Source organism: Ohtaekwangia kribbensis, assembly GCF_042676245.1.
Lineage (GTDB): Bacteria > Bacteroidota > Bacteroidia > Cytophagales > Cyclobacteriaceae > Ohtaekwangia > Ohtaekwangia kribbensis.
Genome location: NZ_JBHTKA010000007.1, coordinates 1,078,508 through 1,098,690 on the forward strand (window position 1 = coordinate 1,078,508; position 20,183 = coordinate 1,098,690).

The following is a 20,183-nucleotide window of genomic DNA, read 5'->3' on the forward strand; positions in this document are numbered from 1 at the left end:
TTGTAAGAAAATTTTTGACGGATATATACTCTATTTTTCAAAAAAATGTTTAATGGCAGGGTGAACTTCCGTACACGGGATGACCTTCGTTTTTACTTGAAATTATTCTGAATCACCTTCATCACGGCCTTATCATTACATTTTTCAAGGATGATGTTTTCGCATTGATTGAATTTTGCGAAAGCTTCGATGGCATCACAAACTTTGGTGATCATTGCTTTCGTGAGTTTGATGGACTCGAAGTGCAGGTTGTGAATGATCAGCGTTCGTTGTTTGCGATCTGCTTTGGAATCCATGCGGGCTATAAATGTATCACCGGTCAGGATCGGAAGGGAGAAGTATCCATACTTGCGCTTGGCCCTGGGTACAAAGCATTCTACCTGGTAATCGAAGTCAAAAAAGTCTCGTAGCCTGTGGCGGTGTACGTTAATGATATCGAACGGGGAAAGTATAAATATATCTTCTGACAGCGTAATCTTTTTCTTTTTATACTCCGGCAACATGTAGAGCTGCGAAGTTTTCATGTCTGAAATTGATACCGTATATACCTCACCTTCGTCAATGAGTTTTTGGATCTCTGTTTTTATCGAGTGGTCAACATAACGAGCACTGAAGGCAATCTCTTTCAACGATGCTATACCCAGCACGTTCAAGGTACGTTTTATAACGTGGCGTGCAAACTCTGCATCGGTGGGCATGGACGTATCGATGTCAGCGGGGAGTATATTTTCGGGCAGGTCATATACTTTCTGAAAATTTTCCTTTCGACTTGTTATCAGGCTTCCATCGAGGTAGAGGCGCTCAAGTGCAACCTTGGATGGACGCCAGTCCCACCAGCCTGAGCTTTTGGTGGTGCGGTCGTTTTCAAAGTCGCGGGCCATCAGCGGACCTTCCCGCGAAATGCGGTCCAGTATTTTTCGCATCAGGTTGATCTCGGCCTGTGTTAACGCTTTTCTTCGCGACTGAAAGCTGGCTTTTACCGGCAGTGAAAAACGATAGTCATGTATAGGTATATATCCGGCTGCAAATGTCCAGAACTCGAAGATGCGTCCGTCTGCCTGAAGTTCTTCCAGCCATTCTGCTTTATAGTCGGGTATGCGTGCTGCGAGGGTATGATGATGTGCCCGTTCAACAATATAGTTTGTATCAACTTGTACAAAGCCAAGATGTTCAATGGCTTTATAAACGGCTTCTTTGCCTTTGCCAAACTGTGCCCGTTTGGACAGGCCAGCGGCATGAAGGATAATTTTACGAGCTTGTGATTTCGTGAGCGTAACGTCCATGAGATGAAATAACTAATTTTTGGATGACCGGGAAAGTTATTGATCCTCGATTCAATAAAAATAGTTTTAATTAGGAAATATACTGGTGACTTTGCCGAAACGAAAAGCATATATTGCTCATAAGACTACACACAAGCATCTATGAAAATCAATTCTCTATACCTCGTTTTTTTGACAGGCATTTCTTCGTTACTGATGGGATTCGAAATGATCGACCGCCCCGAGTCGCTGGACGGCACGTGGATTCGCAAGGGCGATAATCTGAAAATTGAAATCGTTAAGGCCGATGCTTCCATCGTAGAAGAAGGAAAAGAAAAATTTCCGTGTTACGTGTCTGATAAACTTATCTACAAAGACATCCAAAAAGTAAAAGACAATTTGTGGACGTGTCATTTCCTGGTGGTGACTATGGGGTCGTGCAATACAAATTATGAAGCAGGAGAGATGTTCATTGATCGTGAAGGATCGTTGGTGATCATCTGTCCGGGCTTTGCAAGCAAAATATATACGAAGGCTAAGCCCCGATACATCACCTCGCCGAACTGAAAGGTTTAAAACGCCTTGTAAAAGTGTTGTGCCAATCCGGACGTCAGGATCATAAGTCCATACAGACTATGCTGAATGGAAACCACCAGCAATGATCGTGTGCGCATATAGGTTATGGCGAAGATTGTGCCCGCCACAAGTGTAAAGATTATTACGATGCTGCTTGCAAAGTATATATGCGCGAACGAAAACAGTAGCATGTTAACTGCCACCATCCATGCCGGATTCCGAAACAGTGTGCCATACCGATAAAAGAAAAACTCCCTGAAAATTACTTCCTGCGGAAATGCTGATAACAGCGGGTACATCAGAATCATGTAGAGCAACTTCCTGTTTTCAGGCAGATCAGCAAACAGACCCTTGCTCACGTAGAGGTATATAAACAGGTATACGGCTATACTGGTCGTAATGAACAAGGCCAGGATTATCTTCCAGTTAGCCTTTATACTGAAACGACTTGCGTTCGCAGGTTTCTTAATCAGCAGTATACTTCCACAATAAATAAGCAATGCAACCAATGGTATAACTTTGTGTACAGGGATAGTATCAAACAGATACAGCACCGGTATCACGATAAAAAGAATAATCAATTCAGGTATATAATACCACCGGAACTTGGCAGGTTCGGAAGGCAGGCTCATATTTTTCAATCTACCGTATGGAAGTTGACTATGGTTGAGTATATAAGAGCTACAACGGTATGGCTGGACAAATGTTCAGGCTGACGCAAAGAAGTTTGTGCATGGTTAATTGGAAATCAGAACGGTTTCATTGTTGTATTTCGCGCGGTAATCCAAAGGGGAGAGGCCCGTTATCTTTTTGAAAACTTCCCGAAACGCCTTGTCATCAGAGTAGCCCACTTCGCTCATTACTTCATATATATTTTTTCGACCCCGTTCCAATGCCTTTTTGGCAACTTCTATCTTTACGCGTTGTAAATATTCTACGGGCGTGTTGCCCGTGGCTTTGATAAAACGCCTGTCGAAATTGCGTCTGCTCACAGCAAGCTTCGATGCCAGTTCTTCGAACGAGATCTTCTCGCCCAGATTTTCTTCAATATAGGTCTGGGCCTTGCCGATCAACTCATCACCATGATTCTTCTGAGTTTGAAAGATGAAGAACGGAGATTGTGATGTTCGCTCTATATCGATCTGGAATATTTTGGAACAATATATAGCCGTTTGGCGGTCGAAGTATTTTTCAACAAGAAATAGTATCAGGTTCAGAAATGAGAAGGCTCCCCCGTTTGTATATATACCTTTTTCAGCTGTAAGCAGTTTATCAATGTGCAGTTTAATGTTAGGGAAGAGTCGTTTGAAACCGGCTGCGGCATTCCAATGTGTTGAGCAGTTCTTGCCTTCGAGTAAACCGGTTGCTGCAAGCAGAAATGCACCGGTGCAAATGCTGGCAACTTCAGCGCCCGCAAGGTATTGCTCCTTGATCCATTGAATCAATTCTTTGTTCTCTTTCAGCATGCGATCATACTCATGCGAAAGGGAAGGTATAATGATCAGGTCTGTCTTCTTTATAGCTTTGATATCTTCCGGATGAATAGAGAAGAAACCGACATCCAATTTTAATTCAGTAACAAAGCCGGCTAAACGTACTTCAATCAGCGGTTTGTTTCCCATTCGCTGCCAATAATCATTGGCGCGTGTCAGGATTTCGAACGAACCGGTTATGCTGCTCAGGTTAGCATAACCTTCGGGGATTACGATAATCACTTGCTTCATGGGGTAAAACGTTTAGATAAAGATGCGTGATTATTTTGTCCAAATCAACCCACTATAAAGTCCATTCTGCACCCGGACGAGATCGTGGTCGGACAATACATTTGTCCAACAGAATTGCAGAACCAAAACGCTACGATGTGAAAACAATATACTTTTTATTGGCTGCTATAGGTTTGACTTCATGCAACACCAATGTCCGGAAAGATATACCCAAACAAAACGATACAATTATGGCTACAACATCAGATTTCACAACGACTTTATTAGTCGATCAGACTCCGAAAGAAGTATTCTATGCTATTAATAATGTTCGGGGATGGTGGTCAGAAGAAATCGAAGGCAACACCGACAAGCTTCATGCTGAGTTTAACTATCACTATCAGGATGTACACCGCGCAAAAATGAAATTGATTGAAATCGTGCCGGATAAAAAAGTAGTCTGGCTTGTCGAAGATAACTATTTCAATTTCACGAAAGACAAACACGAATGGAAAGGCACGAAAATCATTTTTGAGATCTCGGAAATGAACCATCAGACGCAACTCCGTTTTACGCACCTGGGTTTGGTTCCTGAATATGAGTGTTATGATATCTGTCAGGATGCGTGGACAAACTATATACATACCAGTTTACATGATCTCATTGTAACAGGTAAAGGTCAACCGAATCCGAAAGAAGGGGGCTTTAACCAGCAACTGATCGATGAGTATACTGATAACGGAAATCTGCAATCCAAAACAAAATGAAAGAAAATAATTTAAGCATTAGTCTGACCGTAAATGTTTCGGCACAGGAAGCATTTCAAAGTATCAACAGTGTTTCGAAGTGGTGGACCGAGAATATAGAAGGCAGTTCACAAAAACTGAATGATGAATTTACAGTTCGTTTCGATGATGTACACGTCTCCACTCAAAAATTAGTCGAGGTTATTCCAGGTAAAAAAGTTGTCTGGTTAGTAACCGACAGTAGACTCAATTTCGTGGAAGACCAGGAGGAGTGGACAGATACTAAAATCAGCTTTGAAATATATAGTCATCCGGATAAAACTGAAATTCAGTTCACACATATCGGTTTAGTACCGGCTATAGATTGTTATCGCGATTGTTCGAATGCGTGGAGCCACTATATACGCGGCAGTTTGTTAAACCTGATCAAGACAGGTAAAGGAACACCGGAGAAAAGAAAATAATAGGATCAACAAGACTATATATACCATGATAGCAACCGAAACTAAAAATACATATACTACACTGGAAGTGGCTGCACGATTCAACGAGCTTGCACAGCAGGAGAAGTGGTTTGAAATACAGGATGAATTATTTGCTGATGCTGTAAAAAGCATGGAGCCTCCAGACTCTCCATACTTTACGTATGCAGAAGGTAAGGCACTTGTCCGCAAGAAAGGTGAGGACTGGGTGAAGCGCATCACGGCTGCTCATAAACGGAGCACAACACAACCCCTTGTAGCCGGCAATCATTTTGCCGTAGGCCGGCATGTTGATATAACCGTGGAAGGTTTCGGAAGGATAGAGATCAACGAGATCATGATGTACGAAGTGAAAGATGGCAAGATTGTTTCTGAACAATTCTTTTATTGAAAATAAAAAAGCGGGGAGAGCATTCCTCGCTTTTTCTAAATGTCTTCAGGAGAGCGATTGCAATCGTGTGAGTCAACCAAACGTTGGAGACATTGCGAAAAACAGTACCCCAGACGTTGCAATTTTTTTTAAACAAATGTGACCTGCTGAAGTTTCATGTCTCTAAGGGTAAACCTGCAGTACTTAGTGAAGCCTGTTTACCAATATGAAATCATTAATAAATTTTCTCCAATCGATCGTAGCGCTGAATCAACTTCGTGGTATACGATTGTCGTCTGAGCCAATGTTCATTCGGAATGGCGCGCTTGCAACGGATTTTTACTTTGTGCTGTCGACCAGCATGTCCGCGCAATCGTTATATGCGACATCAAAAATTTAGACACTTGTCTGTAAAACCATCTTTGTATACATTAGCGCCCCGATGAGACAATCTATCACCAGATTTTTTCTGCTGTACACGTTCCTGTTGAGCGGATTTAGCCAACTGGATGTTCGTGCCGGTCACGATGCTCGTCATACATCATCGATTTCTGAAAAGTCAGAAGATGTAGTTGTTGGTAACGAACAACTGGTGACGTCTCCTTTCTACAGCGCGTCTTCATCCGATCGAAAGCATGAAGTATTTAAGATAGATGTTACTGAGATCAGGGAAGAAGAGGAGAGCGAAGATGAACATGATCTCATCTCTTTCAAAAAACATCTGGATGGCAGTCACTATTTTACTTCAGCATTTCTGGCACTAACGTCCGGATACCTGTCCGGCAGCAATACAGGAGTTTCATCCTTCTACAAAAATTCTTCTTATACCGAATCATATCGGTATCTCGTATTCCTGGTATTCAGGATATGATTCATATTTCTGCGGGTAGTTAATTTACCTGTGTCCCCACTTCGGATTTATACTTCTATGCTTCCATTGTAAGCAAATCACATGGGTGCATCGGTGTGTTCTGTCTCATTACACGCCTTAGAAGTTCCAAGCGAAAAACTATCGAGAAACAATAATAATTACTATGAAGCAAATGCTAATGCTTTTGAGCTTGTGTGCCCTGTTGTGCTCTACAAGCTGCGAATCTAAAAAAGAAGAAAAGGAAGAAGAGACAAAGTTCTATGTCACCAGCCCGCTCCTGAAAGACACACTGGTTACTAAAGAATATGTATGTCAGATTCGGTCCATCAGTCACATTGAACTAAGAGCTTTGGAACGAGGCTACCTGGAGAAAATTTTTGTTGATGAAGGACAATCTCTGAAGAAAGGACAACTCATGTTCCAGATCATGCCGATGCTATATAAGGCTGAACTGCAGAAGGCACAGGCGGAAGCCAGCTTTGCTGAGATCGAATACAAAAATACAAAGGCACTTGCCGATAGTAATATAGTATCGAAGAATGAGCTTGCATTGGCGAAAGCTAAATTTGATAAAGCTAAAGCAGAGTTGGCATTGGCTCAGGTTCATTTAGGATTTACCGAAATAAGAGCACCCTTCAATGGTATCATGGACCACTTCCAGGTACGACTGGGAAGTCTTGTGGACGAAGGCGATCTGCTTACTACCTTATCGGATAACAGCAAGATGTGGGTTTACTTCAATGTTCCGGAAGCGGAATACCTGGACTATAAATCAAAAGCAAAAAAGGACAGCCTGATGAAAGTAAACCTGGTCATGGCGAACCTGCAGAAATTCAAATATACCGGTGTGGTTGAAACCATCGAAGCGGACTTTAATAATGAGACGGGAAATATAGCGTTCAGAGCAACGTTCCCGAACCCGGAAGGTTTATTAAGACACGGTGAAACCGGAAATATACTCATGGCTGTGCCACTCAAAAACGCGATCATCATTCCACAGAAAGCAACCTTTGAGATTCTTGAGAAGAAGTATGTATTTGTGATTGACAAAGAGAATGTGGTGAGACAGCGCGAGATCGCTATCGCAGCAGAAATGCCGGATATATATATAATAAAGAATGGATTGAAAGCAGATGAAAAGATCCTCCTGGAAGGATTGAGAAAAGTGAAGGATAACGATAAGATCGCATTTGAGTATCAGGAGCCCAAGAGCGTGATCTCTCATCTGAAAGTATATACCGAATAATGTAATACATCCTAAAAGAGTAAAGAAATGTTTAAGGAATTTATACATAGGCCGGTATTCGCTATTGTGATATCGCTTGTTATCATCTTCATGGGTGTGCTGGCCATTAACACCTTGCCTATATCACAGTTCCCGGAGATATCACCTCCCATGGTAATTGTGCGGGCATCGTATCCCGGTGCAAGTGCTAAAGTATTAACAGAATCGGTGCTTATACCGCTGGAGCAGGCGGTGAACGGTGTGCCGGGCATGAAGTATATGACCTCCGATGCTACCAGTGCCGGTGAAGCGAATATACAGATTGTATTTAACCTTGGTACCAACCCGGACCAGGCGGTTGTAAACGTGAACACGCGTATAGCGCAGGTGTTGAATCGATTGCCGATACTCGTGCAACGCGAAGGGGTAATTGTAAACCGTATCGTACCAAACATGTTGATGTACGTCAACCTGTATAGTAAAGATCCGAATGCCGACATGAAGTTCCTGTTCAACTTTGCCGGTGTTAACATGTTGCCGGAGTTGCAGCGTATCAACGGTATAGGACAAGCAAGTATATTGGGTAGCCGCCAGTACGCCATGCGTGTGTGGTTGAAACCGGATCGCATGCGTGCTTATAATATATCCGCAGATGAAGTGATGGAAGCGCTGGGCGATCAGAGTGTGATCGGTTCTCCCGGTCGTATTGGTCGAAGTGATGGTAAACGTGCCGAAGCACTTGAATATGTGTTGTCCTACCCCGGTCGATTTAACGATCCGGAACAGTATAAGAATGTAATTATCAAGGCGAATGCAAACGGTGAGATTCTTCGTTTGAAAGATGTAGCGAATGTGGAGTTGGGAAGTGAGTATTACGATATATACTCGAACCTTGATAAGTATCCTTCGGCTGCGATCGTGTTGAAGCAGACGTATGGCAGTAACGCGAGTGATGTTATTAAAAGTGTAAAGGCCAAGCTGGACGAACTCAAAGTAAGTTCATTTCCTCCGGGTATGGATTACCAGATCAGTTATGACGTATCCAACTTCCTCGATGCTTCTACCGAGAACGTTATCCATACATTGAGAGATGCATTTATACTCGTGGCGCTTGTGGTATTCGTGTTCCTCGGTGACTGGCGTTCTACGCTTATCCCGACACTCGCGGTGCCTGTGTCGTTGATCGGTGCGTTTATGTTCATGCAGCTTTTCGGACTAACGATTAACATGATTACGTTGTTCGCGTTGGTATTGGCGATTGGTATTGTGGTCGATGATGCGATTGTGGTGGTGGAAGCGGTGCACGCGAAGATGGCGGAAGAGCATCTGTCACCCTATAACGCTGTGAAGAAAGTATTGGGAGAGATTAGTGGTGCCGTTATCGCGATTACCTTGTTGATGACTGCTGTGTTCGTTCCTGTTGCATTTATGACCGGACCTGTAGGTATATTTTACAGACAGTTCTCCATTACGATGGCAACATCGATCGTTATTTCGGGTGTTGTGGCGCTTACGCTTACACCAGTGCTCTGTGCGATGATCCTGAAGAATACACACGGACAACCGAGAAAGAAAAACATAATCAACAGAGGTCTCGATAGCTTCAATAATGGTTTTGAAAAACTTACGGGTAAATATGTAGGACTGCTCAAACTGATTGTAAACAGAAGAGTGGTTACGTTCGGTGTACTGCTGTTGTTCTGTGCCGGTATATTTGGGATCACAAAGATTCTACCTTCGGGATTTATACCCAGTGAAGATCAGGGTATGATCTATGCGATCATTCAGACACCTCCCGGTTCTACACTGGAAAGAACAAATGATATAGCACGCAAACTGCAGGCTATAGCAGAAGAAGTAGATGGTATACAATCTGTATCGGCACTGGCCGGATATGAGGTGTTGACAGAAGGACGCGGATCGAACGCAGGTACCTGTCTTATCAACCTCAAGCCCTGGTCAGAGCGAGATCAAACCGTAACCGATATCATTATCGAACTCGAAGAGAAGGCGAAAGCTATCCCGGGAGCAACGATCGAATTCTTTGATCCTCCGGCTGTACCGGGGTATGGTGCCGCGGGTGGTTTCTCACTGCAACTTTTGGATAAGACAAACACAGGTGATTACAAAGCGCTCGAGAAAGTGAATAACGAATTCATGAGCGAGTTGAAAAAACGCAAAGAGATAACCGGTCTGTTCACCTTCTTCAGTGCGAACTATCCGCAGTATGAACTGGAGATCGATAATGAGTTAGCGATGCAGAAAGGAGTTTCGATCGGTAATGCGATGAATACACTGTCAATCATGATCGGAAGTACATACGAACTTGGTTTCATCAAGTATCAGCGTTTCTTCAAAGTGTTTGTGCAGGCATCACCGGAATACCGAAAGTTACCGGAAGATGTGTTGAACATGTGGGTAAAGAACGATCGTGGAGAGATGGTACCGTTCTCGGCCTTCATGCGAATCAAGAAGTCACAGGGCGCGAACGAGATAAACCGCTATAATATGTATACTACGGCCGCTATTCGCGGTGGTGCAGCAAAAGGATATAGTAGTGGTGAAGCGATCAAAGCTGTACAGGAAGTAGCGAAGAAAACATTGCCACGTGGTTATGATATAGATTGGGGAGGTCTTTCAAAAGACGAAGTAATGCGGGGTAACGAAGCACTCTATATATTCATCGTGGTATTGATCTTCGTATACTTTGTACTGGCTGCACAATACGAAAGCTTCCTGTTGCCGCTGGCTGTAATCTGTTCGTTGCCATGCGGGGTCTTCGGGTCGTTCCTGCTGCTCAAGTTCATGGGACTCGCCAACGATATATATGCGCAGGTAGGACTTGTGATGCTCGTAGGTTTGCTGGGTAAGAATGCCGTGTTGATTGTGGAGTTTGCTGTGCAGAAACACCGTGAAGGTTTCACGGTACTCGAAGCAGCAATCGAAGGAGCGAAGGTACGTTTCCGTCCTATATTGATGACTTCATTCGCATTCATTGCCGGGTTGATTCCGCTGGTACTTGCTACCGGTCCGGGTGCTATTGGTAACCGTACCATTGGTGGCTCTGCGCTGGGGGGTATGCTCTTCGGAACAGTCTTCGGAGTAATCATCGTACCAGGGCTATACTATATATTCGGTAAGCTTGCAGAAGGTCGACAGCTTATCAGAGATGAACACGACAAACCATTAACCGAGGAAAATGTACACCATGCTTAAGAAGAGAATAATTATATATATAGGGATTGTTGGTCTGTCCCTGGTATATACCGCGTGCAGCGTGCCATCGTCTTTGGTTCAGAGAAAAGAGAATAAAAATGTACCTGCGAGCTATACCAGCTTGCAGGATACTACTAATACTGCTGCGGCACAGTGGAAACAATTTTTTACCGATCCGTATCTCAATGTCCTGATTGATACAGCCCTGAAGAACAACCAGGAGTTGAACATCACCATGATGGAGATTGAGATTGCACGCAACGAAGTAAGAGCCCGCAAAGGAGAATACCTGCCTTTTGTTGGCTTACAGGCAGGTGCAGGCGTGGACAAGGTAGGCAGATATACCAATATAGGAGCGAGCGAAGCTACTACCGACATCAAACCCGGAAGAGCAACACCAGATCCGCTGCCCAATTATTTACTCGGAGCCGTAGCACACTGGGAAGTAGATATATGGAACAAACTGCACAACGCCAAGAAAGCCGCAGTAAGCAGATATCTTGCTTCGGTTGAAGGTAAAAATTTCATGGTGACAAACCTGATTGCCGAGATTGCTAATTCATACTATGAACTACTGGCACTCGATAATCAACTGGAGATCATAAAAACAAATATAGACATCCAGACGAATGCACTTGAAATTGTAAAAATGCAGAAAGAAGCTACGCGCGTTACCGAGTTAGCGGTGCGCAGGTTTGAAGCGCAGGTGCTCAGCACAAGAAGTCTCCAATATAGCATTCAGCAGAAGATCGTGGAGACAGAGAACAGGATCAATTTCCTGATCGGTAGATTCCCGCAACCTATCGCACGCAATTCTCAGAACTTCGATAGCCTGGTACCGGCTACTATATATACCGGTATACCATCACAATTGTTGGAGAATCGTCCGGATGTTAAGCAGGCCGAGTTGAACCTGGTGGCAGCGAAGCTTGATGTGAAGGCAGCGAAAGCCAACTTCTATCCATCGCTGGGAATTTCTGCAGGTGTAGGTTTCAATGCATTTGATCCGGCATACCTGATAAAAACACCGGAGTCATTGATATACTCACTGGCCGGAGATTTAACAGCACCGCTGATAAACCGGAATGCCATCAAGGCAATGTACTACAATGCCAACGCAAGACAGATACAAGCGGTTTACGACTACGAGCGTACTATTTTAAATGCGTACATCGAAGTTGCAAACCAGGTATCGAAGATCAGCAACCTGGAGAAAAGTTATGGTTTGAAATCGGAGCAGGTACAGGCGCTTACGCAATCTGTTACTATCTCTAACAATCTTTTCAAATCAGCTCGTGCAGACTATATGGAAGTGTTGCTCACGCAGCGCGATGCACTCGAGTCGCGATTTGAATTAGTAGAAACCAAAATGCAGCAGATGAATGCCATGGTAAATATTTACCGCGCATTGGGAGGCGGATGGAAATAAGGATGTAGGACACGAGCGCATTTTGCAAAGCACCTGGTTCCCGGTAAATCTTTTGCGATTGGATTTACCTGTAGGGATCAGGTGTTTTTATATATATAGGTATATCTGTAAAAAGAACAATGCCCCTGCAGCATCCTGGCTTTTACAGAGGCATCGTTGATTAGAAATAATTTTTACATGGATTGAGGCTCGAACAGTTCGATCAGATTTCCGGATGGATCTTCCAGCAATATCTGTTTACCGCCTTGTCCTTTTACGAGCTCATTTCGGAAAGAGGCATTTTGTTCTTTAAGCTTTGAAATTACATCCTCCAGATTTTTAACTTTTACCTGAATTCTGTTCCATCCTCCGGGAGAAGGCAGTACCGTCTGGCATCGTCTCACCAGCTCCACCTGTACCCGGGCTGTTGAGGTATAACTTCACATTTTCTCTGGAGAGCGCTGCGAATCTCGGCACGGGATGAAGCCCAATTTCTGCGTGTAAAATGAAATTGCATCATCCACGCTGTTCAAGACATAACGCACGTTTACACGCATACACCATTTCGTTGATTTGTACGGAAGAACGATAAAAATCGTAAATGCAATATTGTTGCATTTAAAGATTCTTCATTCTATCTTGCTGCCTTGAAGTTGAACCATGCTTAAAAGGATTAACCGTATGAGACAGCAAAGCCGCACGTTGTGCATAACTGCGTGGCTGTTGGTAATCTTTTATATAGCAGGGACATCTTCGCTGCAAATTCTTCGCGCATTTGCACATGATCATGAGCATGTTGTTATACACTCGGCAGAGGCGGAGAAAGATCCGTGTCACCGGTTGATCTATCATAATGATCTTGCACAAAGCTGCGATCATGATTCTCATGTAACAGCTTCGGACACATGTGATATGTGTGACCTGGTATATCATGGAGATCACGCGCTGTTGAATACGATATTGTTTCAGACAACCCGGCTCAAGCCGGAATTCTTTAGTCACTACAAAGTAAATCTCGACAGCTATTGGGCTGTTATCTCTTCGTCAAGAGCACCACCCGTGCTCATCTGATCTTTCTCTGTATATAGCTGCATGTACTGTATGCCGCTATCGTACAATCTCACATCATTCGTATAGATAATAGTGTGATGCTGCAGCGTGCTCAGGCATGTGTGCAGAATTTACATATACTTTTAGTCGTACGCACAGGTATCTAGCTGTGCATGATGAGATTTTGTGAGCATTACTCCTTCAACGATCACATTAAATATGCTACAAGCAAAAAATCTTACAAAAGAATTCAACGGAAAGAGAGTGCTGAATCAGGTTAACCTCTCCGTTGGCAAAGGTGAAGTGTATTGCCTGCTCGGACAGAACGGTGCAGGTAAAACAACAACCATCAATATCTTTCTTGGTTTTATTGAACCATCGGGTGGACACGCATTGATCAATAACATCGAAGTGAAACCGAACCAGGCCGATACCAATAAAATGATTGCCTATATACCGGAAGTTGTTCAGCTCTATGGAAACTTGTCGGGTACAGAGAACCTGGACTTTTTCAGCAAGCTCGCTGGATATACTTATACTGAAAACGGACTGACAGCTTTTCTTACCAAAGCAGGTTTGCAGGAGACAGCACACGCCAGCAGACTCTCTACATATTCCAAAGGCATGCGTCAGAAGGTGGGCATTGCCATCGCGCTTTCAAAAAAGGCAGATGTCATTTTTATGGACGAGCCTACTTCAGGACTCGATCCGAAAGCTACTGCAGAGTTTACGGCTATATGCCAGGAGCTGGCGAACGAAGGTAAATCCATCTTCATGGCAACACACGATATTTTCAATGCGGTAAATGTAGGTACACGCATCGGCATTATGAAAGAAGGCAAACTCATACACGAGGTAGAGACAGGCGATATCAACGCCATACAATTACAACAACTCTACCTGGAAACTATTTAACGGTACTATATAAATGAAACATAAACTACTCACACTTGTACTTTTCAGTACAATCTTTAGCTATACATTTTCTCAGATTCGTGTTACAGGTAAAATCGTAGACCAGGCACAGAATGTTATACCCGGGGCGGCTGTTTCGGTTATGCATGAAGACCGAAAGGAGGGAGTTACCTCCGATGCAACGGGTATATTTTCTATCGAGTTGTCCCGACCCGGTATATATGATGTGGAGATCCGGTCGCTGGGGTTTGATCCGTTCATCACCACCTATACGTTTTCAGAGAGTAAACTATATGATCTGGGTGTCATTGTTCTCACAGTCTATACCCAGGAGCTTCAGACGGTAGAAGTGATCGGCCGGGCCGATCGAGACTACAACAGTGAATATTCTTTCTCGGCAACCAAAACTGCCATTAAGAATAAAGATTTACCGCAGGCACTCTCTACCGTTACCAAAGAATTGATGGCCGACCGGCAGGCGTTTCAGTTAGCCGATGCAGTAAAGATTGTGAGTGGTGTAACGCCCTCCAGTTTTTATAACCAGTATAATATTAGAGGCATCAGCCAGAATGAAGAAGGACAGATCGTCAACGGTATGCGTACACGCCAGTATTATTTTCTTCAGCCAATTACCACCAACATAGAACGTGTGGAAGTATTGAAGGGCCCTGCATCGGTAACATTTTCAAGTGTAGATCCGGGCGGCAGCATTAACATGGTAACGAAGAAACCGCTGGCCATCGAGCGCAGGGAAGTAAGCATGAGTGTAGGAAGTTTCAGTACGATGCGCGGCACGCTTGATTTTACAGGACCGCTCAATGAGTCAAAGACATTGCTGTATAGATTAACCGGAGGTATACAGGAAGGAAAATCATATCGCGATCTCGTAAAAAACAATGCTGTACTTGTGTCGCCTTCGATCAGCTATATACCGAATAACAAAACCGCGATCAATGCTGAAATGATCTATAGCAATGGTACCGGTAACCTGGATCGTGGACAACCTATATTTGGTGCCGTGGCAGGTGTTACGGATTTGAAGAGTACACCGATCAGTCTCAACCTCGGTGCTGCCAACGATTTCTTCAAGTCAAAGCAGATGATCATCACCACGAGTCTTGCTCATAAGTTTACCGACAACATCAGTGTAAATGTAGCGTACATGAAGCAGACGTGGTCGGAGGATTTGCAGGAACACCGCACCACCAATGCTTTTGCCGTGGATATGAACAATCAACCGGTTACCAATCTGGCGGCCATGCAATTTGTGCAGCGACAACAATACTGGAACGTTGACAACCTCAATGCTTATTTCAATTTTGATTTCGAGACTTTGGGTATTGAACACAAACTTCTGATCGGGTATGATTTGAGTCGCTGGAATAAAACAAGGGGCGGAGGACAGAATTCAGCGAGGGGATATGTATTGAAAGATGGCACGGTGTCCAATTCGTTTTTACCCGCCAATGCCGAAAACTATCAGACGATTGTTGTTGATGGCAAGACACTACCGAAGCCAAACGTGAATCATTTTGATCTGAACAATCCTTCCTATACCATTCGCAATGTGGAGGACTATATATTGAACTCGCGGGTTGCCATACCTTCTGCACGTACTACCACCAACGCTGTTTATATACAAGAGCAACTCCGATTGGGCAAGCTTTCGGCCTTGCTGAGTTTACGACACGAATGGTTCCAAGATATTACGAACTACAAGGCACCGGGTGAAGCTTCTTTCGACAATACAGCCTTTATACCAAGAGTGGGACTAACGTATGAAGTTACCAGGCAGATCAATGTATATACTACGTACCTGAAAGGATACCAGCCGCAGTCAAATACAGTGAGCCTGATGCCAAGCACCGGTGCCTTCTTCTGGTCGGCTAATTCTGCCGCACGTTTCAAGCCGCTGATCAGTGATTTAAAAGAAGCAGGTGCTAAAGGACAATTCTTCGAAAACCGCGTCAGCATAACGGTAGCCCTATACGAAATTAATCAGAAAAATATTCTGATGAATGCCAACGTGCCTGCCTTTCCGGACTCGCTGGTGCAGCGAGGTGCTGACCGCAGCCGTGGGGTAGAGTGGGAGCTGGCGGGCTATATATTGCCGAACTGGCAGGTGAATGCATCCTACAGCTATATCGATGCGCGCATTGTGGAAGACAGTGATGCTTCGTTAAATGGCAAACGCAAGGAGAATGCACCCGTAAACAGCACGAACCTGTGGACGCGGTATAATTTTTCAGATGCTACACTGTTGAAAGATATAGGTATAGGATTGGGTGTACAATACAGCGGTGGTAAAGTGCCGTGGTTTACGCGTGCGTTCGAGGTGCCTGGGTATACGTTGTTTGACATGGCCGTATACTACTCACCCTCAAAGGCAAATATGCAACTGGCGCTAAACGTCAATAATATTTTTGATACTACCTACTGGATCGGAGCGCAGAACTATTTGCGATTGTTCCCTGGTGCGCCCCGTAATTTCATGCTCACGGCAACCTATAAATTCTAGTGCATGACGAACAAAAGAATTTCGTTTCTGATCGCAAGGCAATTCTGCAGGAGTGCTTTTCGCTCCAACGCACTGTATGCCATTCTGCTAGTGATGGCTGTAATGATCGGCTTTGCTGCCTATAGTGGCTGGAAAATATATACTACTCAAAACGCAATACGGCAGCACTATCAGCATGAAGTGCGGGCGAGCTGGGAGAATAATCCGGACAAACATCCACACCGCATGGCCCACTTCGGTTCGTTTGCTTTTCGCGCTAAGCACCCGTTAAGCATGTTTGATTTCGGGTTGGAAAGCTTCGTGGGAAATGCCGTATACCTGGAGGCACACCGCCAGAATACTGTTAATTTTTCAGAGGCAGGTTTTTCCACGGGGTTGTTGCGTTTCGGAGAGATAAGCCTCGCTGTGTTGCTGCAGGTAGTTCTTCCGCTTATCATATTCTTTCTGGGATTTGCATCTGTCTCGGAAGAACGTGAGGGCGGTACATTGAAGATACTGCTGACACAAAACGTTTCCTGGCGCGATATACTCGTTGGTAAATCGCTTGGTATATTTTTACTGGCCATGTGTATCGCTATACCGGCTGTTGCTGTTACGCTGTTTTTAATACTGGGCACCGCGCAGAACGTACTGATAACAGACACGCTCCTGCGCTTTGCCGGGATTGCAGGTGTATATTTGATTTTTATAGCGGTGCTGTGTGTCATCACGGTATTGATTTCGGCCGCAAGCGCATCATCCAAAAGTGCTTTAATGAAATTACTTGCGATCTGGTTATTCATGATCGTATTGTTGCCAAGAACCACACAGGCACTCGGCAGTTACTTCTATCCGTCACCTTCCAAAATAGAATTTGATACAGCAGTTGAGCTTGATGTATTGAAGGAAGGTGATAGTCACAACCCGGACGACCCGCACTACAAAACATTGCGCGATTCGGTACTGCGCGTATATCGTGTGGATTCCGTTCAGCAATTACCTTTTAATTATAGTGGTTTTGTTATGCGCGAGGGCGAACGTATCAGTGCTGAAATATTCAGGCGCCATCTGGATAAGCTTATAGCTACCTATAAGAAGCAAAACCGAATCAATGAACTTACTGCGTGGATAAACCCCTATGCAGCCGTTCGGAATATATCGATGGCGCTGTCCGCAACAGATTTCGAATCATACGTTGTTTTTCAACAGGAGGCAGAGCGTTACCGGTACCAACTGGCACAGACGATGAATGAATTGCAAATGAAATTTATCAGCAACCAGAAACAGGTACCTGATGATAAACCCTATACCATTAGTCATGAGCACTGGAAAGCACTCCCGGACTTCAAACCACAGCAAGCAACCATTGGCACTGCCTTGAGACACGAAGCCGGTTCTGTGCTGGCGCTTGTGATGTGGAGCATCCTGTCTGTCCTGTTCCTTATACGTCTATCCAAAAAAGCCAAAGCTGTTTAGTTATGTACATGCTTCTTGTAAAACAATTTATCCGATCGAAGGCTGTTGTACTTTCATTTATACTGATCGTGGTTATGGGCATCATCAGTATATTGATTGGCCGGCAATTTTTGTCGCGGCAGGAGAATACGATCCGGCAGGTAACAACACACCAGCGTGAACACATTGAGAGAAATGTAGCTGCGCACGATGAGATGGGATTGTTGCTATATTACCTGCGTTTTTCGTTAATCAGCAAGCCCGATAAACTGGCTGCATTATCAATAGGACAACGTGATGTCAATCCCGGTATACAAAGCGTCACCATTCGTACACTCGAAGGTCAGAAGTACGATACAGATCTGAACAATCCTTCAAACCTTCAATCGGGAAACCTGGATTTGGGATTTATTATCCTGTACCTCTTTCCGCTTCTTATTATAGCTTTCACATTCAACCTGCTGTCGGAAGAGAAGGAAGCCGGTACGTGGCGATTGATTGCTGTGCAGGCCCGGTCGGCCAAGGTATATCTGCTTCAAAAGGTATCGGTACGTGCCGTTGCTCTCTATAGCTGGCTGGTAATTTTACTGCTTATCGCTATATTGGTTTTGTCCCTTCCCGTCAATGAAGCTTTGTGGGCGTTTATTGTTGCGAGTATATTATACCTGGCCTTCTGGTTTGCGTTTTGTTTCTGGATCATTACGTTCAGGCGAAGCTCCAGTTTCAATGTTCTTACGTTACTGTCGGCCTGGGTTGTATTTACCATTTTGCTTCCGGCCTCTGTTAATAATATAGTTGCCAATCTATACCCGGTGCCTGAGTCGCTGGCCACCATGGTAAAGCAACGGGATGGCTACCATGAAAAATGGGACATGGACAAAGGCATTACCATGGAGAAATTTTACGCGCATTACCCCCAGTACAAGAGCTATGGAATACCGGAACAAACTTTCAACTGGTTATGGTATTATGCCATGCAGCAGATGGGCGATGATGAATCGGTGCAATACAGCAACGCGATGCGGGAAAAGATCCTGCAACGTGAGCGGGTGAGTCGCTCCATTGCGATGGTTATGCCTACGATGCATACACAATTACTCTTCAACGATGTTGCCCGAACAAGCCTGACGGATTACGTGCAGCTTCTGGATAGTACGCATGTTTTTCATGAGCGCTTGAGATTGCATTTCTATCCAAAGATTTTTGATAATGCTGCCGTAAAGGATGAAAACTGGAAGAGCTTTATTCCCGAATATATATCGGATCGAAAAGATATGAACTGGTCGGCGATGCTATTGCCTTTAATTGTGGCGGTTGTGCTTCTCAGTATATTGTCAGTTGCCAACATGAGACAGATAAAATCAGTTTAAGAACGTGCTTGCAACAGTATAAGGAGGATAATCCATGTATATTTTTGAACTTAATGACTTTTTTATAGGTTGCAGCATTCGTCAGCGATCTGAGCAATGAAAAACATTCCCGTACGACATATTACTAAAACTTCGGAAGGAGAGAATATAGCGGCAAGCTTCAACATACGTGATGTTCGGGATGTGTTAAAGGGAAAAGATATGACGCAGGAACTTCACCGTCATGATTTCTTTTACGTACTGGTATTAAAGAAAGGAGCGGGGACTCATGCGATTGATTTTACATCGTATAAAATTGCTGACCATACTGTTTTCTTTATACGTCCCGGGCAGGTGCACCAGCTTACGCTGAAAGCAGGAAGCACCGGGTACCTGATGGCTTTTAACAGTGGTTTTTATTACACGCATGATCTGGCATCAAACCAGTTATTACGCAAAGCCGGCACTATCAATCTATACCAGCTTGATAGTGCCGGGATAAAGAAGGTGCTGTCCATAGTAAACTATATATGGGACGAGTATACTAGCCAACAGGAAGGTTACCAGGAAGTGATCAAGGCAAATCTGGGTATTCTGTTTATCGAACTGGTTCGGCAGAATACCCATACTGTTTCCGGTAAATCCGATTCGTATGCAGCGCAACGCCTCGATGATTTTACAGCACTTCTGGAGGAGCATATATATACTCATAAACAAGTGTCCCAATATGCCGATATGCTGAACCTTTCGTCTTATCAGCTCAATGCCATTACGAAAGACACGCTGGGAAAAACCGGTTCAGAAGTTATCACGGAGTATATTATACTGGAGTCGAAAAGATACCTGCTGGCCACTTCCAGCCAGGTGAACCAGATTGCCTATCAACTGGGATACGAAGATGTTTCGTACTTTATCCGGTTCTTTAAGAAACATACCGGGTATTCACCGGAAGCATTCCGGGCTAATTTTAAATAAGTCCCATTCAACTTCATTTTTGTCCTACACGCTCCGTTATCACGCGAAGTACTTTTGTTAAACAATTAATGATTGTTCAACAA

At 44.1% G+C, this 20,183-nt stretch carries 19 protein-coding genes; 15 read left to right on the forward strand and 4 right to left on the reverse strand.

From position 1 onward, the window contains the following. Positions 1-92: 92 nt before the first annotated feature. On the reverse strand, positions 93-1,283 hold the full coding sequence (locus tag ACFQ21_RS19545) for a winged helix-turn-helix domain-containing protein (protein WP_377581479.1): 1,191 nt from the start codon (positions 1,281-1,283) through the stop codon (positions 93-95). A gap of 141 nt (positions 1,284-1,424) precedes the next feature. On the opposite strand from ACFQ21_RS19545, the gene ACFQ21_RS19550 reads away from it, so the two are divergent. After that, complete coding sequence (locus ACFQ21_RS19550; RefSeq protein ID WP_377581482.1) at positions 1,425-1,829, forward strand: hypothetical protein; 405 nt, start codon at positions 1,425-1,427, stop codon at positions 1,827-1,829. Between the two features lie 5 nt (positions 1,830-1,834). Here the strand turns inward: ACFQ21_RS19550 and ACFQ21_RS19555 are convergent, their stop codons facing one another. Together ACFQ21_RS19555 and ACFQ21_RS19560 are read right to left on the reverse strand one after the other, a co-directional pair. Next, the gene (locus ACFQ21_RS19555) at positions 1,835-2,470 is read right to left on the reverse strand and encodes a CPBP family intramembrane glutamic endopeptidase (RefSeq protein ID WP_377581484.1); all 636 of its coding nucleotides are present in this window, start codon (positions 2,468-2,470) and stop codon (positions 1,835-1,837) included. A 105-nt stretch (positions 2,471-2,575) separates the two neighbouring features. Then, on the reverse strand, positions 2,576-3,562 hold the full coding sequence (locus ACFQ21_RS19560; protein ID WP_377581486.1) for a GlxA family transcriptional regulator: 987 nt from the start codon (positions 3,560-3,562) through the stop codon (positions 2,576-2,578). A 137-nt stretch (positions 3,563-3,699) separates the two neighbouring features. On the opposite strand from ACFQ21_RS19560, the gene ACFQ21_RS19565 reads away from it, so the two are divergent. From ACFQ21_RS19565 to ACFQ21_RS19600, 8 genes are all read left to right on the forward strand, one after another. Next, entirely contained in the window at positions 3,700-4,308 is a 609-nt protein-coding gene (locus ACFQ21_RS19565) for an SRPBCC family protein (protein ID WP_377581489.1), read from the forward strand. Beyond that, positions 4,305-4,751: an SRPBCC domain-containing protein gene (locus ACFQ21_RS19570; protein WP_377581491.1), complete on the forward strand. Its 447-nt coding sequence runs from the start codon at positions 4,305-4,307 to the stop codon at positions 4,749-4,751. The genes ACFQ21_RS19565 and ACFQ21_RS19570 overlap by 4 nt, the downstream gene beginning before the upstream one ends. A 25-nt stretch (positions 4,752-4,776) precedes the next feature. Then, positions 4,777-5,160 carry a SnoaL-like domain-containing protein gene (locus ACFQ21_RS19575; RefSeq protein WP_377581493.1) on the forward strand — a complete coding sequence of 128 codons (384 nt, stop codon included), beginning with the start codon at positions 4,777-4,779 and terminating at the stop codon, positions 5,158-5,160. A gap of 205 nt (positions 5,161-5,365) precedes the next feature. Further along, on the forward strand, positions 5,366-5,539 hold the full coding sequence (locus tag ACFQ21_RS19580; RefSeq protein ID WP_377581496.1) for a hypothetical protein: 174 nt from the start codon (positions 5,366-5,368) through the stop codon (positions 5,537-5,539). Positions 5,540-5,581: 42 nt separating this feature from the next. Continuing rightward, positions 5,582-6,010 (forward strand): hypothetical protein, encoded by a 429-nt coding sequence (locus tag ACFQ21_RS19585; protein ID WP_377581498.1) that lies wholly within the window; start codon positions 5,582-5,584, stop codon positions 6,008-6,010. A 163-nt stretch (positions 6,011-6,173) separates the two neighbouring features. Further along, entirely contained in the window at positions 6,174-7,256 is a 1,083-nt protein-coding gene (locus ACFQ21_RS19590; RefSeq protein ID WP_377581501.1) for an efflux RND transporter periplasmic adaptor subunit, read from the forward strand. 27 nt (positions 7,257-7,283) lie between these two features. Next, positions 7,284-10,451 (forward strand): efflux RND transporter permease subunit, encoded by a 3,168-nt coding sequence (locus tag ACFQ21_RS19595; protein ID WP_377581503.1) that lies wholly within the window; start codon positions 7,284-7,286, stop codon positions 10,449-10,451. Beyond that, entirely contained in the window at positions 10,444-11,880 is a 1,437-nt protein-coding gene (locus ACFQ21_RS19600) for a TolC family protein (protein WP_377581506.1), read from the forward strand. Before ACFQ21_RS19595 ends, ACFQ21_RS19600 begins: the two co-directional genes overlap by 8 nt. A gap of 173 nt (positions 11,881-12,053) precedes the next feature. Here the strand turns inward: ACFQ21_RS19600 and ACFQ21_RS19605 are convergent, their stop codons facing one another. Then, the gene (locus tag ACFQ21_RS19605) at positions 12,054-12,272 is read right to left on the reverse strand and encodes a VOC family protein (RefSeq protein ID WP_377581508.1); all 219 of its coding nucleotides are present in this window, start codon (positions 12,270-12,272) and stop codon (positions 12,054-12,056) included. A gap of 268 nt (positions 12,273-12,540) precedes the next feature. Between ACFQ21_RS19605 and ACFQ21_RS19610 the strand changes: the two genes are divergently transcribed. From ACFQ21_RS19610 to ACFQ21_RS19635, 6 genes are all read left to right on the forward strand, one after another. After that, positions 12,541-12,930, forward strand: a complete 390-nt coding sequence (locus tag ACFQ21_RS19610) for a hypothetical protein (protein WP_377581510.1) — start codon at positions 12,541-12,543, stop codon at positions 12,928-12,930. A gap of 198 nt (positions 12,931-13,128) precedes the next feature. After that, positions 13,129-13,824 carry an ABC transporter ATP-binding protein gene (locus ACFQ21_RS19615; RefSeq protein WP_377581513.1) on the forward strand — a complete coding sequence of 232 codons (696 nt, stop codon included), beginning with the start codon at positions 13,129-13,131 and terminating at the stop codon, positions 13,822-13,824. Between the two features lie 13 nt (positions 13,825-13,837). Further along, positions 13,838-16,342 (forward strand): TonB-dependent siderophore receptor, encoded by a 2,505-nt coding sequence (locus ACFQ21_RS19620; RefSeq protein WP_377581515.1) that lies wholly within the window; start codon positions 13,838-13,840, stop codon positions 16,340-16,342. Positions 16,343-16,345: 3 nt separating this feature from the next. Beyond that, entirely contained in the window at positions 16,346-17,797 is a 1,452-nt protein-coding gene (locus ACFQ21_RS19625) for an ABC transporter permease (protein ID WP_377581517.1), read from the forward strand. Positions 17,798-17,799: 2 nt separating this feature from the next. Further along, a complete protein-coding gene (locus ACFQ21_RS19630) occupies positions 17,800-19,146 on the forward strand; it encodes a DUF3526 domain-containing protein (protein WP_377581519.1) in 1,347 nt (448 codons plus the stop codon). Positions 19,147-19,242: 96 nt separating this feature from the next. Further along, positions 19,243-20,100, forward strand: coding sequence for an AraC family transcriptional regulator (locus ACFQ21_RS19635; protein WP_377581522.1), 858 nt, complete (start codon positions 19,243-19,245; stop codon positions 20,098-20,100). Positions 20,101-20,183 lie beyond the last annotated feature (83 nt).

Excerpts from the sequence above, each read along its gene's own strand:
- ACFQ21_RS19560 (WP_377581486.1), bottom strand. The coding sequence starts at position 3,562 with ATGAAGCAAGTGATTATCGTAATCCCCGAAGGTTATGCTAACCTGAGC.
- ACFQ21_RS19590 (WP_377581501.1), top strand. The coding sequence starts at position 6,174 with ATGAAGCAAATGCTAATGCTTTTGAGCTTGTGTGCCCTGTTGTGCTCT.
- ACFQ21_RS19585 (WP_377581498.1), top strand. The coding sequence starts at position 5,582 with ATGAGACAATCTATCACCAGATTTTTTCTGCTGTACACGTTCCTGTTG.
- ACFQ21_RS19620 (WP_377581515.1), top strand. The coding sequence starts at position 13,838 with ATGAAACATAAACTACTCACACTTGTACTTTTCAGTACAATCTTTAGC.
- ACFQ21_RS19575 (WP_377581493.1), top strand. The coding sequence starts at position 4,777 with ATGATAGCAACCGAAACTAAAAATACATATACTACACTGGAAGTGGCT.
- ACFQ21_RS19635 (WP_377581522.1), top strand. The coding sequence starts at position 19,243 with ATGAAAAACATTCCCGTACGACATATTACTAAAACTTCGGAAGGAGAG.
- ACFQ21_RS19600 (WP_377581506.1), top strand. The coding sequence starts at position 10,444 with ATGCTTAAGAAGAGAATAATTATATATATAGGGATTGTTGGTCTGTCC.
- ACFQ21_RS19625 (WP_377581517.1), top strand. The coding sequence starts at position 16,346 with ATGACGAACAAAAGAATTTCGTTTCTGATCGCAAGGCAATTCTGCAGG.
- ACFQ21_RS19595 (WP_377581503.1), top strand. The coding sequence starts at position 7,284 with ATGTTTAAGGAATTTATACATAGGCCGGTATTCGCTATTGTGATATCG.
- ACFQ21_RS19550 (WP_377581482.1), top strand. The coding sequence starts at position 1,425 with ATGAAAATCAATTCTCTATACCTCGTTTTTTTGACAGGCATTTCTTCG.
- ACFQ21_RS19610 (WP_377581510.1), top strand. The coding sequence starts at position 12,541 with ATGAGACAGCAAAGCCGCACGTTGTGCATAACTGCGTGGCTGTTGGTA.
- ACFQ21_RS19630 (WP_377581519.1), top strand. The coding sequence starts at position 17,800 with ATGTACATGCTTCTTGTAAAACAATTTATCCGATCGAAGGCTGTTGTA.
- ACFQ21_RS19570 (WP_377581491.1), top strand. The coding sequence starts at position 4,305 with ATGAAAGAAAATAATTTAAGCATTAGTCTGACCGTAAATGTTTCGGCA.
- ACFQ21_RS19580 (WP_377581496.1), top strand. The coding sequence starts at position 5,366 with ATGAAATCATTAATAAATTTTCTCCAATCGATCGTAGCGCTGAATCAA.
- ACFQ21_RS19555 (WP_377581484.1), bottom strand. The coding sequence starts at position 2,470 with ATGAGCCTGCCTTCCGAACCTGCCAAGTTCCGGTGGTATTATATACCT.
- ACFQ21_RS19615 (WP_377581513.1), top strand. The coding sequence starts at position 13,129 with ATGCTACAAGCAAAAAATCTTACAAAAGAATTCAACGGAAAGAGAGTG.
- ACFQ21_RS19545 (WP_377581479.1), bottom strand. The coding sequence starts at position 1,283 with ATGGACGTTACGCTCACGAAATCACAAGCTCGTAAAATTATCCTTCAT.